Below are 13,080 nucleotides of genomic sequence, written 5' to 3' on the forward strand. Positions count from 1 at the left end.
CATCAGGCTGCGAAGCGATCCTGCAGCTTCAGCAGCGCAAGCGCGGCCATCGCAGCCTCGCCGCCCTTGTTCTTCTGCTTGGGGTCGGCGCGAACGAGCGCCTGCTCTTCGTTCTCGACGGTGAGGATACCGTTGCCGATGGCCATGCCGTCCATCGTCAGCGCCATGATGCCACGCGCGCTTTCGCCAGCGACGATTTCGAAGTGATAGGTCTCGCCGCGAATGACCACGCCGATGCCGACATAGCCGTCGTATTCCCCGCTTTCCGAAGCCAGCGCGATGGCGCCGGGCACTTCGAGCGCGCCGGGAACGGTGAGGACATCGACATCGTGGCCTTCAGCCTTCAGCGCCGACCGCGCGCCGTCGATGAGCATGTCGTTGAGGTGATCGTAGAAACGGGCTTCGACGATAAGGAAACGGGCCATTGTCAGTCCTTCGGGATACCGGCGCGCGCTAGTGTCGCGCCTTGATAGGGAAGTTCGTGGGTTACGTCGCGCACCGCCCATGGCGGATCGGGAAGCGCGCGCAAAGCGGCAAGATCGTCCATTTCGATTTCCGCGAGCATCAGTCCTTCGAGTGCGCCGTTGAAGCGGTCGATGGAAAAGACATTCTCGCCATGCGCCAATTTGAAGCGGGTCTTGGTCAGCTCGAGCGCCGGAAGGCTGGCGAAAACTTCATGCTCCGCTTGCTCGAGATAGGCGGTGACGATGGGCCGCGCGTCGGCTTCATCGCACTCGTATTTGCGCGTCAGCTTGAAAACGGTAGCCCCGCCGCGTTCCATCCGGCGAAGGCGCATGCGCGTGCCTTCGATATAGCGGTCATGGATGGCGACCGGATCGCCGAGATCGGCGTGGGCGAGTTTGTCTGCATCCACCAGCCAGCGCCGCTCGATCTCGAGATGCGCGTATTTGGGGTGCTCTGCCTCGTCGGCGGCACCCCTCATGCGCTTGAGGTTCCTACCCTCACTCACTCCGGGATCGGCTTGTGATCGACAATGTTTAGGCCGTAGCCCTCGATCGCGACGACATTGGGCTGCGAATTGCTGAGCAGGATCATGTCTTCGATGCCCAGGTCGGCGAGGATTTGCGAGCCGATGCCGACATTGCGCTGCGCATCGCTCTCGCTGTAGCCGCGATTGCCTGCCGGGCGACCGGTGATAAGGACAATCACGCCCGAACCATGCTCGCCCACTGCGTGCATTGCGCGCTGGAGCGTGCGCTTGCGCGGGCCGGGTTTGCCGAGCAGGTCGTCAAAGATCGAGATCGGGTGCACACGGGCGAGGGTGGGCTGGCCTTCGATCACATGCCCCTTCTGCAGGACATAGCTTTCGCTGCCGTCGACCGTGTTGCGGTAGGTGATGAGTCGCCAGTCACCGCCGTAATCCGATTCGAACGCATCCTCGGCCACGCGCTCGACCAGGTGGTCGTGGCGCATGCGGTATTCGATGAGGTCGCGGATCGTGCCGATCTTCATGTCGTGCTTGCGCGCGAAGCCGATCAGGTCGTCGAGGCGGGCCATGGTGCCATCCTCGTTCATGATCTCGCAGATCACGCCCGAGGGGTTGAGGCCGGCAAGGCGCGAGATATCGACGGCTGCCTCGGTATGACCGGCACGGACCAGAACGCCGCCGTCGCGCGCGGCGAGGGGGAAGACGTGGCCCGGGGTGACGATATCGTCCGGGCCCTTCGAGGAGTCGATGGCCACGGTGACGGTGCGCGCGCGGTCGGCGGCGCTGATGCCGGTGGTGACGCCTTCCTTGGCCTCGATCGAGGTGGTGAAGGCGGTCTGCATGCTTTCGCGGTTGTCGCGGCTCATGGGCTCCAGGCCGAGCGCTTCGACACGCTTGCGGTCGAGCGACAGGCAAATAAGTCCGCGGCCGTGCGTCGCCATGAAATTGATCGCGGCGGGTGTGGCCATCTGGGCCGGGATGATGAGATCGCCCTCGTTCTCGCGGTCTTCATCGTCGACGAGGATGTACATGCGCCCGTTGCGCGCTTCGTCGATGATCTCCTCCGCGCCGACGATCACCGGGGTCTCGTCGTTGGCTTCGAGGAAGGATTCGAGCTTGGCGAGGGTCTCGGCCGTGGGGTTCCAGCTATCTTCCCCGCAGTCGCGCAAGGTGTTGGCGTGGAGCCCTGCGGCGCGGGCCAGGCCGGCGCGGGTCATGAGACCCTGCGAAACCAGCGTGCGAACTTTGTCGATCGTGTTCATGCGGCGGCAGGTATCACACTACAATGTGATTGCCAATGGCGGTACTCACATTCGCTGTGATCGGGCGCAACTCACCCGTGATAGAGGTCTTGAGCTTCAAGAATGGGGAGGTGGTGGTGGACGCACTAGGGCTCGAACCTAGGACCCGCTGATTAAGAGTCAGCTGCTCTACCAACTGAGCTATGCGTCCACACTGCGGCTTGCCGCGGCCCCGTGGAAAGGGGCGTTCCCGACTCGGGAGGCGCTCATATAGCGGGCTTTCTCGCGATGAAAAGCCCTATTTCGCCAATCATGCCGCTTTGAGCTTGTTGAGGCGCTTAAGGCCCTGCGCGGCAAGTTCCAGCGTCGCCCCGAAAGGGTCGGATGGATTGTCACCGATCACGACCATCCGTTCGGCTTCGAGCGCGCGAACCGCAGCGAAGGCCGCGTGCAGCGGTAGCTCGGTAACTTGTGGCAAGTCCCAGATCGTTATTGTCACACCGAGGGTCTCGGCGCGCTGCATCGCAAGCAGCACGGTGTCGCCGCCGTGGGCGCCTTGCAAACCGGGATTGTCGGTTTCGTTCGATACGGATTTGTCATCGGCCCGCCGCCGATGGGGTGTGGGGGTCATGGTGTTGCTGCCTCGTAGAATCGCAGCGGCCCCCCAGCTGCGACAATGCGTTTCGCTGGGCCTTTGGCGGATTCTCTGGTAAAACCAAGTCCTACGCTTGGGGGACAGGGAGACCGACGAGCGGAAAAATGCAAGATTTCTCGGCCACTATCGCCTGCACTGACGATTGCGAGTCCATACTCGAATACGTATTTGGCCTGCTAAAGGCCGAAGGGGCCAACTGGTTTACTTACAATTTCACACCGATCTTCGAATCGCACACCTCGCCGCAGAGCTTTATTTGGGCGCGAGACTGTCCGATTGAGTACCAGCGCCTCTACGTGGGCGAACAGTATCGCAGGCGCGACCCGATACCGCGACTTACATTCGAGCACGGACCTGTTCTAACTTGGACCCAGGCGAAAAGACTTGGTGCGAGCGACAGGGATGCTCAGTGGTTCTTCGGCGTGCTGAAAGAGATGGGCGTGACCAACTGGCTATCGGTCGCGCTGTTTGGGCCGCGGAACCGCGATGGCTATGCTGCGGTGCAATTCTCCGACGATCCGGACCAATTCGATCCGTCCCGCCTGTCCGAAATCCAGTCGCTGCTTTCAACCGCGCATCTGCAGATCTGCAAGATCATGGACGAGGGCAAGCCGACCGTCTCCCTCTCCGAGCGTGAACGCGAAGTCCTGCGCTGGATGGGGCACGGCAAGTCCTCCAGCGATATTGCGGCCATTCTCGACATCTCGCCCGAGACGGTGCGGACCTATGTGCGGCGCATCTACGATAAGCTGGACACGAACGACCGGGTCACGGCCACTGTTCGCGCGCTGAAACTGGGCCTGGTCGAACTCTAGCGGATCAGTCCCGTTCGCGGCGCCTTCTGGTTCCAGCGATTGACCATCATGAGCGAGCCGATGCAGATCATGTTGGTCATCATCGAGCTGCCGCCATGGCTCATGAAGGGCAGGGGGATACCGACGACCGGGGCAAGACCCATCACCATCATGAGGTTGATCGCGACATAGAAGAAGATCGTCGCGGTCATGCCGAGCGCGACCAGCTTGCCGAACCGGTCCTTGCTCGCCCGCGCCACCGACAGGCCCCAGCCGAGGATCATGGCAAAGGCACAAAGGACGACAAGGCCGCCGAGGAAACCCCATTCCTCGGCCATGGTGGCAAAGATAAAGTCGGTGTGGGGCTCAGGCAGGTAATGAAGGTGGCTTTGCGAGCCCTCGTTGAAACCCTTGCCGGAAAAGCCTCCCGATCCGATCGCGATCTTCGACTGGGTGATGTGGTAGCCATCGCCCAGCGGATCGCTTTCCGGGTCAAGGAAGGTGAACACGCGGCGCTGCTGGTAGGGTTGCAGCCCGAAGAAGAAGGCGAGCGGAGCGAGGATTGCGGCGAGCAAACCCGCACCGACAAACCAGCGCATCGGCAATCCGGCTGTAAACATCACCACAGCACCGCCGAAAACCAGCGCCAGCGATGTGCCGAGATCGGGTTGGAGGAGAACCAGCGCAACCGGGGTCATGATCAGGGCTCCGGCAGGGATGAGCGCGCGCCAGGTCGGGATCATGCCAACCGGAAGAGAGGCGTAGAACCGGGCCAGGACCACCACCAGGACCGGTTTCATGGTCTCCGATGGCTGAAGCTGCATGAAGCCGAGGTCGAGCCACCTTTGGCTCCCGCCGCCCACGAACCCCATGAGCTCCACCGCCAACAGCATCAGCAGGACGATCCCGTAGGCGGGGAACGCAAAGAACTGCACCAGCTCGCGCGGTAGCATGCTGATGATGAAGGCCATCACCAGGAAGACGCCAAATCGGATGAGGTGTGAGGAAGCGTAGGGGTCCCAGCTTCCCGCAGCCGCGGAAAACAGGACGAGCGCACCGAACCCGATCAGTACGAAGAGGGGGATCAGCATCTGCCAGGGTTGGCGTGCTATCGGGGCAGGAACGATGCCGCTCATTGCGCTGCGCTTCCGTTGTCGAGCTGCTGGTTCGCCTCTGCCGAGGAACGCCGGACTTCTTCCGCCGAACGCGTGTCAACGCGCGAGGGCGTGGCTTCCTCGGCCAGAGTTTCGGTCTGGCGTGCGGCGAGGCGGGCTTCCGCCTCGACCTGGTCGAAGATATCCTCGTCGCGCGAAGGGGCAGGGGGCACCGACTGGCCCTGCGCTGCCGCGTAGGCGCGGTATTTCGCGTCGAGCCGCTGCTGCGCTGTCCCGCCCCACTGCTGTTCGAGCGGGCGCAGGGCGTCCATTCCCTTGGCCGGATCGAACAGGAAGGTCATGACATCGCGTGCGATCGGATAGGCCGCGCCCGAACCGCCGCCATGCTCGATCACGACGGCGCCGGCGTATTTCGGCTTGTCGAAAGGTGCGAAGAAGACAAACAAGCCGTGGTCGCGGTACTTCCACGGTCCGCTGCGTCCATCCGATATACTCAGCGAAACGACCTGCGCGGTCCCTGTCTTGCCGGCCATCTTGATATCGTCGAACGGCAGGCGGGCCCGCCCGGCGGTACCGGGTCCGTTGACCGTGTCGCTCATGGCCTGGCGGACATAGTCGATCTCGGCCGGACTGAAGTCGAAGTGCTCGAAGACCGGCTTCTCGTCGGTCAGCTGGAGGCGCGGCATTACCCGGTCGCCCGTTGCAAGCCGCGCGCTCATCACCGCAAGTTGCAGCGGGTTGGTCAGGTAATACCCCTGGCCGATGGACGAGTTGACCGTGTCATAGGGCTGCCATGCGCTGTCATGACGGCGCTGCTTCCATTCGGGCGAGGGGACGGTGCCGAAGAACTGGCTGGTGACGGGAAGCGGGAATTCCTCGCCGAGGCCCATCTTGTGCGCCCATTCGGCGACCTTAGCGAAGCCGATCTGCTGGGCAAAATGGTAGAAATAGCTGTCGCAGCTCTGGTAGATCGCCTTGGCCATATCGACCCGGCCATGGTTGCTCCAGCAATTGAAGAAGCGGTTGCCGATGCGCCGGCCACCGTTGCACATGATGGATTCTTCGGGTTTTACCCCAGCATCGAGGAACGCCATGCAGTGCATCGGCTTGACCGTTGATCCCGGAGGATAGAGCCCTTTGAGGACCTTGTTGCGCAGCGGCACGCGTTCGTCGTCGCGCAACATGGCGTATTCGACCCGCCCGATGCCTTGCGAGAAGCTGTTGGGGTCGAAACTGGGCATGGAGGCCATGCACAGAAGGTCGCCGGTTTCGCAGTCCATCACGACCACCGATCCGCTTTCGAGCCCGATCCGGCGCGCGGCGTAATCCTGCAGCGGGCCATCGATGGTCAGACGGACCGGATCGCCCTGGACATCGTCGCGCGTTTCGAGATCGCGAACGATGCGGCCCGATGCGGTGACCTCCACACGCCGCGCTCCCGGAACGCCGCGAAGTTCCAGTTCGAATTGCTTCTCCAGCGCGTCCTTGCCGATCTTGTAGCCGGGCGTGACGAGCAAGGGATTGCGGTCCTGCTCCTCGTATTCTTCGGCGTTGGCAGGGCCGACATAGCCGAGCAGGTGGCCTACAGCCGCGCCGGTCGGGTAAAAACGCGAGAAACCGCGCTGGGGAACGACGCCCGGCAGGTCCGGCAATCGCACGCTTACGGCGGCAAACTGGTCGTATGTTATGCCCGAGGCGATCTCGACAGGCTGGTAGCCCGGACCATCGCCAATGCGCTTGCGGATATCGGCAGCCTTGTTCTCGTCGAGGTCAAGGATGCGCGTGAGTTGGTCGAGCGTAGCGTCCGGATCGGGTGTCCGCTCGGGGATGATGTCGACGCGGAAATCGGCCCGGTTGGACGCGAGCGGAGCTCCGTTGCGATCGAGTATCCATCCGCGACGCGGCGGGATGAGCGAGAGGTTGACCCGGTTGCTTTCGCTCTCGAGCTCGTACTTCTCGTTCTCGGCAATCGCGATATAGCCCATCCGCGCGGCGAGCAGGACACCGATCCCGCCCATGCCCGCGCCGATCACGAAGGTGCGCCGGTCGAAAGCGTTCTCCAGCGTCGACTGGGTCACAACCTCGCGCGTTTTCTTGCGCTTGCCGAAAGCCATCAGACGGCCTTCCAGCGCGTGAGGCGCATGCGATCCAGCATCGCCACAAGGCGCGCTGCAATCGGGAAGATCAGGATCGAAAACACGAGCTGCGGAACCAGGGCGATGAGCGAATGGATCGTGGGTTCGCCGCCCGACAGCAGCCAACCGGCAAGGAGATAGCTTGCCACGAGTATACCGGCCGTGAACCAGTCTTGCCAGAAAGCGCGCCACGGCAGGCGGGCTTCGACGATCTCCACCGTGATCAGCACAAGCGACCAGGTGAAGATGGCAAAGCCGAAGGGCTGGCCGCTGAACAGGTCATCGAACAGGCCGAGCGGGACCCCGGCCCAGATCGGCATCAGGCCGGGGCGCACGAGCCGCCAAGCGAGCAGCATGAGCAGGCCCAGCGGCGGCACGAAGGGCAGGGCGCTCGCCAATGCGAAGATGGGCAGGAGCGAGGCAACAAGGATGCTGAACCAGGGAAGGAAATTGGCAAGCAGCGGCGAATGCGAACGGTTGATACGGCTCCCGTAAGCGTCGCTGCGCGAGCGCGGATCGTTGCGCTCCATCAGTCGCCAAGCTCCCGCTCGATCGGCGTTTCGGCACCAAGGGCGGCTTCGGGTTCGAAGATGGGCTCCACGCTCACGAAATCCGTCGCAGCCGGGTCGCTGACAATGCGGGCAAGGCCGCCGTCATCGGTAATCTCGGTCACGATCGCGACCGCGATGCCCGGCGGGTAATAGCCGCCCGCACCGCTGGTGACGAAGACATCGCCTTCTTCGAGCGGGTTGATGCCGAGGTTGATCAGCTTGATGCGCAGCAGGCCGTCGCCGCGCCCTTCGGCAAAGGCCACCACCTCGTCGCTTGCGCGGCGCACCGGCAGGACGCTTTCGCTGTCTGTCAGGAGCAGTACGCGGGCGCTGTCGCTGCCAACCTCAAGGATGCGGCCCACGACACCGCGCGGCGAGCGCACCGGCATGCCGACGCTCACCCCGTCATCCGAACCTGCGCCGAGATAGGCAAAGCGGCGGGTGCTGGAGGAAGACGAACCGACAAGGCGCGCAACCGCCACCGGCTCGCGCCCTTCTTCCTGAAGGTCGAGCAGGCCCTTGAGGCGCGCGTTCTCCTGACGCACGGCTTCGGCCTCCGCGAGGCGGATGCGAGCGATCTCCATTTCCCGCTTGAGCTCGGCGTTCTTCGATCCGGCCCGGTAATAGCCGCTGATCGATTCCCAGAAGCCCTTCGTGCCCGTGCGGACCGTGGCGGCCGCTTCGGTTGCGGGCGATACGCTATCCTGCGCCGCGCCGCGCACGCCGCCGAAAAGCTGGGGCTGGAAGAACGACAGGGCAAGCAGGATCGCACCGATCAGCGCGCCGATGCCCGCGATCACATAGCCGGTGAAGAGGTTGTACTGCGCCCTGCGAGAAAATCCCGAGCGCCGTGAACTTGGCGGCGCCATCCCCTGCCTTCCTTAAGCCGTCATCAGGACGCCGCGGTAGATCGGGTCCTCCATTGCGCGACCGGTGCCCACGGCCACACAGGACAGCGGATCTTCCGCAATCGTAACCGGCAGGCCGGTTTCGTCGCGCAGGTATTCGTCGAGCCCGCCAATCAGCGCGCCGCCGCCAGTGAGCACGATGCCCTGGTCGACAATGTCGGCTGCGAGTTCGGGTGCGGTGTTTTCCAGCGCAATGCGCACGCCTTCGACGATGGCGCCGATGGGTTCGTTGAGCGCTTCGGCGATGTGGCCCTGGTTGATCGTGATTTCCTTGGGCACGCCGTTCACGAGGTCGCGGCCCTTCAGGGTGATGCTTTCACCAACGCCGTCTTCGGGCGGACGAGCGACACCGAAATCCTTCTTGATGCGTTCGGCGGTGCTGTCGCCAATCAGCAGGTTGTGGTGTCGTCGGACGTATGAAACGATCGCCTCGTCCATCTTGTCGCCGCCGGTGCGGACCGAAGTGGTGTAGGCGAGGCCGCGCAGCGAAAGCACGGCGACCTCGGTGGTGCCGCCGCCAATGTCGACGACCATCGAACCGACCGGCTCGGTGACCGGCATGTCAGCGCCGATAGCGGCCGCCATCGGTTCGAGGATGAGGTAGACCTGCGAGGCGCCGGCGTTCGATGCCGCGTCACGGATCGCGCGGCGTTCGACCGAGGTCGAGCCCGAGGGGACGCAGATGGTGATTTCCGGATAGCGCATCAGGCTCTTGCGGCCGTTCACCTTGCGGATGAAGTGCTTGATCATCTCTTCCGCAACGTCGAGGTCGGCGATCACGCCGTCGCGCAGCGGGCGGATGGCTTCGATGGAGTCGGGCGTCTTGCCCATCATCATCTTCGCATCGTCGCCAACGGCCTTGACGCGTTTCATGCCGTTGATCGTTTCCAGCGCGACCACGCTCGGTTCGTTCAGGACGATGCCCTGATCCTGCACGTAAACCAGCGTGTTGGCGGTACCGAGGTCGATCGCCATGTTCTGCACGCCGAATTTGAAGAGATTGTTCCAGAAGCCCATTTTTATTCGTTTTTCCGTTGTATCGCGTGGTCCTGCGAGAGGGGATGCGGCCCGCTCGCGCCTCTCCGTTGGAAAAGGGTGGCGGAGCCTTAGCGATAATACGCAGGGAATGCCAAAAATTTCCGCCGTTCGGGCGGGGGATAGCACCACACACCATCTCGGATTCGCGGCGCTTCGTCGCTACACTGTCTGTTCAATGCCGCAAATTCGTCGCCTGCCCGAAAATCTCGTCAACCGGATCGCCGCTGGTGAAGTGGTCGAGCGTCCGTCTTCTGCCCTCAAGGAACTGGTCGAGAACGCAATCGATGCGGGCGCCACGCGCATTGCGGTGAAGCTCGTAGAAGGCGGGCTGACCAGCCTCGAAGTCACCGACGATGGCTGCGGAATGACACCCGATGAGATGGCGCTGGCACTCGAACGGCACGCGACCTCCAAGCTGCCCGACGAAGCAATCGAACAGGTCTCTACGCTCGGCTTCCGCGGCGAAGCGCTGCCCAGCATTGCCAGCGTCGCGCGCTTCACGCTGGAAAGTCGCCCGCACGGGGCAGCACAAGGCTGGCGGCGTGTGGTCGACCATGGCGAAGTGGTCGCGGAAGGGCCTGCTGCCCTACCTCCCGGCACGCGGGTGAGGGTCGAAAACCTGTTCGGCAAGATCCCCGCACGGCGCAAGTTCCTCCGCACGCCGCGCAGCGAATACGCCGCGTGCAAGGATGTGGTCCTGCGCCTTGCAATGGCGCGGCCCGATGTCGCCATCACACTCGACCATGGCGATCGTCGGATCTTTGGCCTTCAGGGCGGCGAAGGGTTGGCAAACCGCGTTGCGCAGCTTGTCGCGCGCGAGCTGAAGGACAACGGCGTCGCCCTCGACATGGAACGAGGGAGCATGCGTCTGACCGGGATCGCGGGTCTGCCGACGTACAACCGCGGGATTGCCGACCACCAGTACCTGTTCGTTAACGGACGTCCGGTGAAGGACCGCCTGCTGACCGGCGCCGTGCGCGGGGCCTATGCCGACATGCTTGCGCGCGATCGTCACGCGGTGCTGGCGCTGTTCCTCGAGATTCCTTGCGAGGATGTCGACGTGAACGTCCATCCGGCCAAGACCGAGGTTCGCTTTCGCGATGCGCAGGGGGTGCGCGGCTTCATCGTTTCGGGTCTTCGCCAGGCTCTGGCCACAGGCGACAAGCGCAGCGCGCAGACGCCCGATGCAGGTGCGATGGCGCGCTGGCAGCAGGAACCCGTTCGCGAAGAACCCGCGCCTGCCTTGGCCTCGATCTTCAACGGGCGCGACTGGTCCATGCCGCAGCCGCGCGTTTCCGAACCGGGCTCAGCCTGGAGGGGCGAGGGCAGCGCTGTACTCGCGCAGCCGCAAGGCCGGGCGGAAGAGGCCGCACCGGTCGAGGCGCAGGAGCAGGACTATCCTCTCGGTATTGCCCGCGGCCAGGTCGCAAACACCTATATCGTCGCCGAAGCGCAGGACGGACTGGTGCTCGTCGACCAGCATGCTGCCCACGAACGGCTCGTCTTGGAACGGCTGCGTGCGGCGGGCGCAGAAGAAGCGGTGGCACGCAGCCAGGCGCTGCTCATCCCCGAAGTCGTCGAGCTGGACGAGACGAGCTGCGACCGGCTCGAAGGCGCGGCGGAGAAGCTCGCCGAGCTTGGTCTTGCAATCGAGCGTTTCGGATCGTCGGCCATGCTCGTTCGCAGCCTGCCGCACGCCATTGCGAAGACCGATCCGGAGAAGCTCCTGCGCGATATCGACGATGACCTTGCCCTCAACGGCGAGGCTCTGCTGCTGGGCGAGAAGCTCGACCTCGTGCTCGCGACCATGGCCTGCCACGGTTCGGTCCGCGCTGGGCGCGTGCTGCGGGTCGACGAGATGAACGCTCTTCTACGTGAGATGGAACGCACGCCTCGGTCCGGCCAGTGCAACCACGGCCGCCCGACCTGGGTGAAGCTGTCCATGGATGACGTCGAAAAGCTGTTCGGGAGGCATTGATGCGGTTTGCGGTTCCCCTTCTTGCGCTGGCCCTGGCCGCCTGTTCGTCCGAGGTCAGCGAGGAGGAGCGCGCTGCCGCCGTGGCCGAGGTCGAGGCCGCGCAGGTGCCGCAAGAGCTCGAGCTTGGTGCCATTCGCTACCGCGAGATCGAGCAGCACGACCTTTACGGCGCCGGGTGCAGCTTCGCGCCCGACGGGGGAGGGCTGTCAGCCGTAGCCTTGGCGATGGCGGAGGAAGGGCACTTCCTGCTCGATGGCGAGCTCATCACGCTTGCCGCCGACAAGGGCAGCGCGGAATTGCCCTACCTCGCACGGCGGGAATACGATGGCCTCGCCTATTCGATGACGCTCGACCTCGATGAGACCGCAGGCGAGCAATCGGGCGAGGAAACGAGCGATTATCCCGCCACTCTCACCATTCGCGATGCGCGGGAACAGGTAGTTTACGAAAAACCGGGCATCGCCCAGTGCGGGGCGTGAATTAGTCGGTACCGTTCGGATCGCGCGTGCGGATGAGGCCGTTCGACTGCATTTCCATCACCGGCTCATCGTTCTGGTTGAACACGGTCATCCGGCTCTTGAAGATGCCCATTTCCGGCCGACTTGCGCTGCGGCGCTTTTCGATGACTTCGCTTTCGCAGCGTAGCGTATCGCCGGGATAGACGGGCTTCTTCCAGCGGATATTGTCGACGCCGGGTGAGCCAAGCCCGGCGGATTTCTTGCCCTTCATGTCTTCCACCATCATCGCCATGGTCATGGCGCAGGTGTGCCATCCGCTTGCCGAGAGGCGACCGAAATGGGTTTGTGCGGCCGCCTCGTCATCGAGGTGGAAGGGCTGGGGATCGTACTTCGAGGCGAATTCCATCACCTCTTCACGCGTGACTTCGTAGCGACCGAAGCTGCGCTTGGTGCCGACGGCGATGTCTTCGTAAAACTGCATTGCAAATTGCAATGTATTATAATGTCGGGCGAAGCAACATCCAAATGCCCATGCCGATCATGGCCAGGTTCTCTGTCAGCGATACGAAGCCGAGCGGCACATTGGCGCTGCCACCGACGCAGGCACACTTGATGTCGCGCTTCTGGACATAAACCGCGTAGAACACGCTCACCGCTCCGATGGTGCCGATGAGCAGCGCGATCGGGATCGAAAGCCAGGGCAGAAGGCGCCCGGCCATCAACACCGCCGCCGTGGCTTCCAGGAAAGGGTAAGCATAGGCGTAGGGAACGAAGCGCTTGCCGAGGAGATCGTAGCCCAGGAACATGGTCGAGAACTGCTCAACATCCTGCAGCTTGAGCATCGCAAGCATCGCCATCGAAAACGCCACGAACCACTCGGCCGTGCGGATGGTGATCGCTTCGCCGTACACGAATACACTCAGGGCCACCGCGAGCGCCGCACCTACGGCGAAGACAGCGATCACCGGGCGGTAGCTGGTTCCGCTGTTGTCCTTTGGTTTGCCGAAATGCCGTGCAAGGTCGGTGTAGCCCCCGATCCGCTCCTCGCCGATGAACACCTGCGGGGTGGTGGATACGTCGTACTGCGCCTTGAACGCGTCCGTTTCTTCGCGCGTGGTGAGTTGGTGGTCCTCAACGGTGTAGCCGCTGCGTTCAAGGAGCCATTTGGCCTTGATGCCATAGGAACAGACATGCTTGTCCATCACCATCCGATACAGGCGTGCGGTCTTGCTCATGCTCGCCAGATATACCCCTAGGG

Annotated in this window: 14 protein-coding genes and 1 tRNA gene; 3 read left to right on the top strand and 12 right to left on the bottom strand. The window is 63.3% G+C overall.

Features of this window, described 5'->3' with window-relative positions; genetic code table 11:
* Window positions 1–2 precede the first annotated feature (2 nt).
* From ribH to KUV82_RS07785, 5 genes are all read right to left on the bottom strand, one after another.
* Entirely contained in the window at window positions 3–425 is a 423-nt protein-coding gene (gene ribH, locus KUV82_RS07765) for a 6,7-dimethyl-8-ribityllumazine synthase (RefSeq protein WP_219953735.1), read from the bottom strand.
* Between the two features lie 2 nt (window positions 426–427).
* Complete coding sequence (locus tag KUV82_RS07770; protein WP_219953736.1) at window positions 428–943, bottom strand: hypothetical protein; 516 nt, start codon at window positions 941–943, stop codon at window positions 428–430.
* 23 nt (window positions 944–966) lie between these two features.
* A complete protein-coding gene (gene ribB, locus KUV82_RS07775; RefSeq protein WP_219953737.1) occupies window positions 967–2,211 on the bottom strand; it encodes a 3,4-dihydroxy-2-butanone-4-phosphate synthase in 1,245 nt (414 codons plus the stop codon).
* Window positions 2,212–2,325: 114 nt separating this feature from the next.
* Window positions 2,326–2,401 (bottom strand) — tRNA-Lys (locus KUV82_RS07780).
* Window positions 2,402–2,500: 99 nt separating this feature from the next.
* Window positions 2,501–2,821 carry a hypothetical protein gene (locus KUV82_RS07785; RefSeq protein ID WP_219953738.1) on the bottom strand — a complete coding sequence of 107 codons (321 nt, stop codon included), beginning with the start codon at window positions 2,819–2,821 and terminating at the stop codon, window positions 2,501–2,503.
* A gap of 128 nt (window positions 2,822–2,949) precedes the next feature.
* On the opposite strand from KUV82_RS07785, the gene KUV82_RS07790 reads away from it, so the two are divergent.
* Window positions 2,950–3,660 (top strand): helix-turn-helix transcriptional regulator, encoded by a 711-nt coding sequence (locus tag KUV82_RS07790; RefSeq protein ID WP_219953739.1) that lies wholly within the window; start codon window positions 2,950–2,952, stop codon window positions 3,658–3,660.
* On the opposite strand, the gene rodA is transcribed toward KUV82_RS07790, so the two are convergent.
* From rodA to KUV82_RS07815, 5 genes are read right to left on the bottom strand one after another with little or no spacing between them, the layout of a single operon-like run.
* Complete coding sequence (gene rodA / locus KUV82_RS07795; RefSeq protein WP_219953740.1) at window positions 3,657–4,775, bottom strand: rod shape-determining protein RodA; 1,119 nt, start codon at window positions 4,773–4,775, stop codon at window positions 3,657–3,659. The genes KUV82_RS07790 and rodA overlap by 4 nt on opposite strands.
* A complete protein-coding gene (mrdA, locus tag KUV82_RS07800; RefSeq protein WP_219953741.1) occupies window positions 4,772–6,868 on the bottom strand; it encodes a penicillin-binding protein 2 in 2,097 nt (698 codons plus the stop codon). Before mrdA ends, rodA begins: the two co-directional genes overlap by 4 nt.
* Window positions 6,868–7,419 (bottom strand): rod shape-determining protein MreD, encoded by a 552-nt coding sequence (gene mreD / locus KUV82_RS07805; RefSeq protein WP_219953742.1) that lies wholly within the window; start codon window positions 7,417–7,419, stop codon window positions 6,868–6,870. The genes mrdA and mreD overlap by 1 nt, the downstream gene beginning before the upstream one ends.
* The gene (gene mreC / locus KUV82_RS07810) at window positions 7,419–8,309 is read right to left on the bottom strand and encodes a rod shape-determining protein MreC (protein WP_219953743.1); all 891 of its coding nucleotides are present in this window, start codon (window positions 8,307–8,309) and stop codon (window positions 7,419–7,421) included. The genes mreD and mreC overlap by 1 nt, the downstream gene beginning before the upstream one ends.
* 12 nt (window positions 8,310–8,321) lie before the next feature.
* A complete protein-coding gene (locus KUV82_RS07815) occupies window positions 8,322–9,365 on the bottom strand; it encodes a rod shape-determining protein (RefSeq protein WP_219953744.1) in 1,044 nt (347 codons plus the stop codon).
* Window positions 9,366–9,561: 196 nt separating this feature from the next.
* Here KUV82_RS07815 and mutL point away from each other — a divergent pair, with 196 nt between their 5' ends.
* Together mutL and KUV82_RS07825 are read left to right on the top strand one after the other, a co-directional pair.
* Window positions 9,562–11,364, top strand: a complete 1,803-nt coding sequence (gene mutL / locus KUV82_RS07820; RefSeq protein ID WP_219953745.1) for a DNA mismatch repair endonuclease MutL — start codon at window positions 9,562–9,564, stop codon at window positions 11,362–11,364.
* On the top strand, window positions 11,364–11,843 hold the full coding sequence (locus tag KUV82_RS07825; protein ID WP_219953746.1) for a hypothetical protein: 480 nt from the start codon (window positions 11,364–11,366) through the stop codon (window positions 11,841–11,843). Before mutL ends, KUV82_RS07825 begins: the two co-directional genes overlap by 1 nt.
* 1 nt (window position 11,844) lies before the next feature.
* On the opposite strand, the gene KUV82_RS07830 is transcribed toward KUV82_RS07825, so the two are convergent.
* Both KUV82_RS07830 and KUV82_RS07835 read right to left on the bottom strand, forming a co-directional pair.
* Complete coding sequence (locus KUV82_RS07830) at window positions 11,845–12,303, bottom strand: MaoC family dehydratase (protein WP_219953747.1); 459 nt, start codon at window positions 12,301–12,303, stop codon at window positions 11,845–11,847.
* Window positions 12,304–12,319: 16 nt separating this feature from the next.
* Window positions 12,320–13,057 (bottom strand): MauE/DoxX family redox-associated membrane protein, encoded by a 738-nt coding sequence (locus KUV82_RS07835; protein ID WP_219953748.1) that lies wholly within the window; start codon window positions 13,055–13,057, stop codon window positions 12,320–12,322.
* Window positions 13,058–13,080: the final 23 nt, after the last annotated feature.

Source organism: Qipengyuania flava (genome assembly GCF_019448255.1).
Taxonomy (GTDB): Bacteria; Pseudomonadota; Alphaproteobacteria; order Sphingomonadales; family Sphingomonadaceae; genus Qipengyuania; species Qipengyuania flava_A.

Coding starts and splice junctions, on each gene's coding strand:
- KUV82_RS07770 (WP_219953736.1), bottom strand. CDS start 943: ATGAGGGGTGCCGCCGACGAGGCAGAGCACCCCAAATACGCGCATCTC.
- ribH (WP_219953735.1), bottom strand. CDS start 425: ATGGCCCGTTTCCTTATCGTCGAAGCCCGTTTCTACGATCACCTCAAC.
- KUV82_RS07790 (WP_219953739.1), top strand. CDS start 2,950: ATGCAAGATTTCTCGGCCACTATCGCCTGCACTGACGATTGCGAGTCC.
- mreD (WP_219953742.1), bottom strand. CDS start 7,419: ATGGAGCGCAACGATCCGCGCTCGCGCAGCGACGCTTACGGGAGCCGT.
- KUV82_RS07830 (WP_219953747.1), bottom strand. CDS start 12,303: ATGCAGTTTTACGAAGACATCGCCGTCGGCACCAAGCGCAGCTTCGGT.
- KUV82_RS07835 (WP_219953748.1), bottom strand. CDS start 13,057: ATGAGCAAGACCGCACGCCTGTATCGGATGGTGATGGACAAGCATGTC.
- mreC (WP_219953743.1), bottom strand. CDS start 8,309: ATGGCGCCGCCAAGTTCACGGCGCTCGGGATTTTCTCGCAGGGCGCAG.
- rodA (WP_219953740.1), bottom strand. CDS start 4,775: ATGAGCGGCATCGTTCCTGCCCCGATAGCACGCCAACCCTGGCAGATG.
- KUV82_RS07785 (WP_219953738.1), bottom strand. CDS start 2,821: ATGACCCCCACACCCCATCGGCGGCGGGCCGATGACAAATCCGTATCG.
- KUV82_RS07825 (WP_219953746.1), top strand. CDS start 11,364: ATGCGGTTTGCGGTTCCCCTTCTTGCGCTGGCCCTGGCCGCCTGTTCG.
- ribB (WP_219953737.1), bottom strand. CDS start 2,211: ATGAACACGATCGACAAAGTTCGCACGCTGGTTTCGCAGGGTCTCATG.
- KUV82_RS07815 (WP_219953744.1), bottom strand. CDS start 9,365: ATGGGCTTCTGGAACAATCTCTTCAAATTCGGCGTGCAGAACATGGCG.
- mrdA (WP_219953741.1), bottom strand. CDS start 6,868: ATGGCTTTCGGCAAGCGCAAGAAAACGCGCGAGGTTGTGACCCAGTCG.
- mutL (WP_219953745.1), top strand. CDS start 9,562: ATGCCGCAAATTCGTCGCCTGCCCGAAAATCTCGTCAACCGGATCGCC.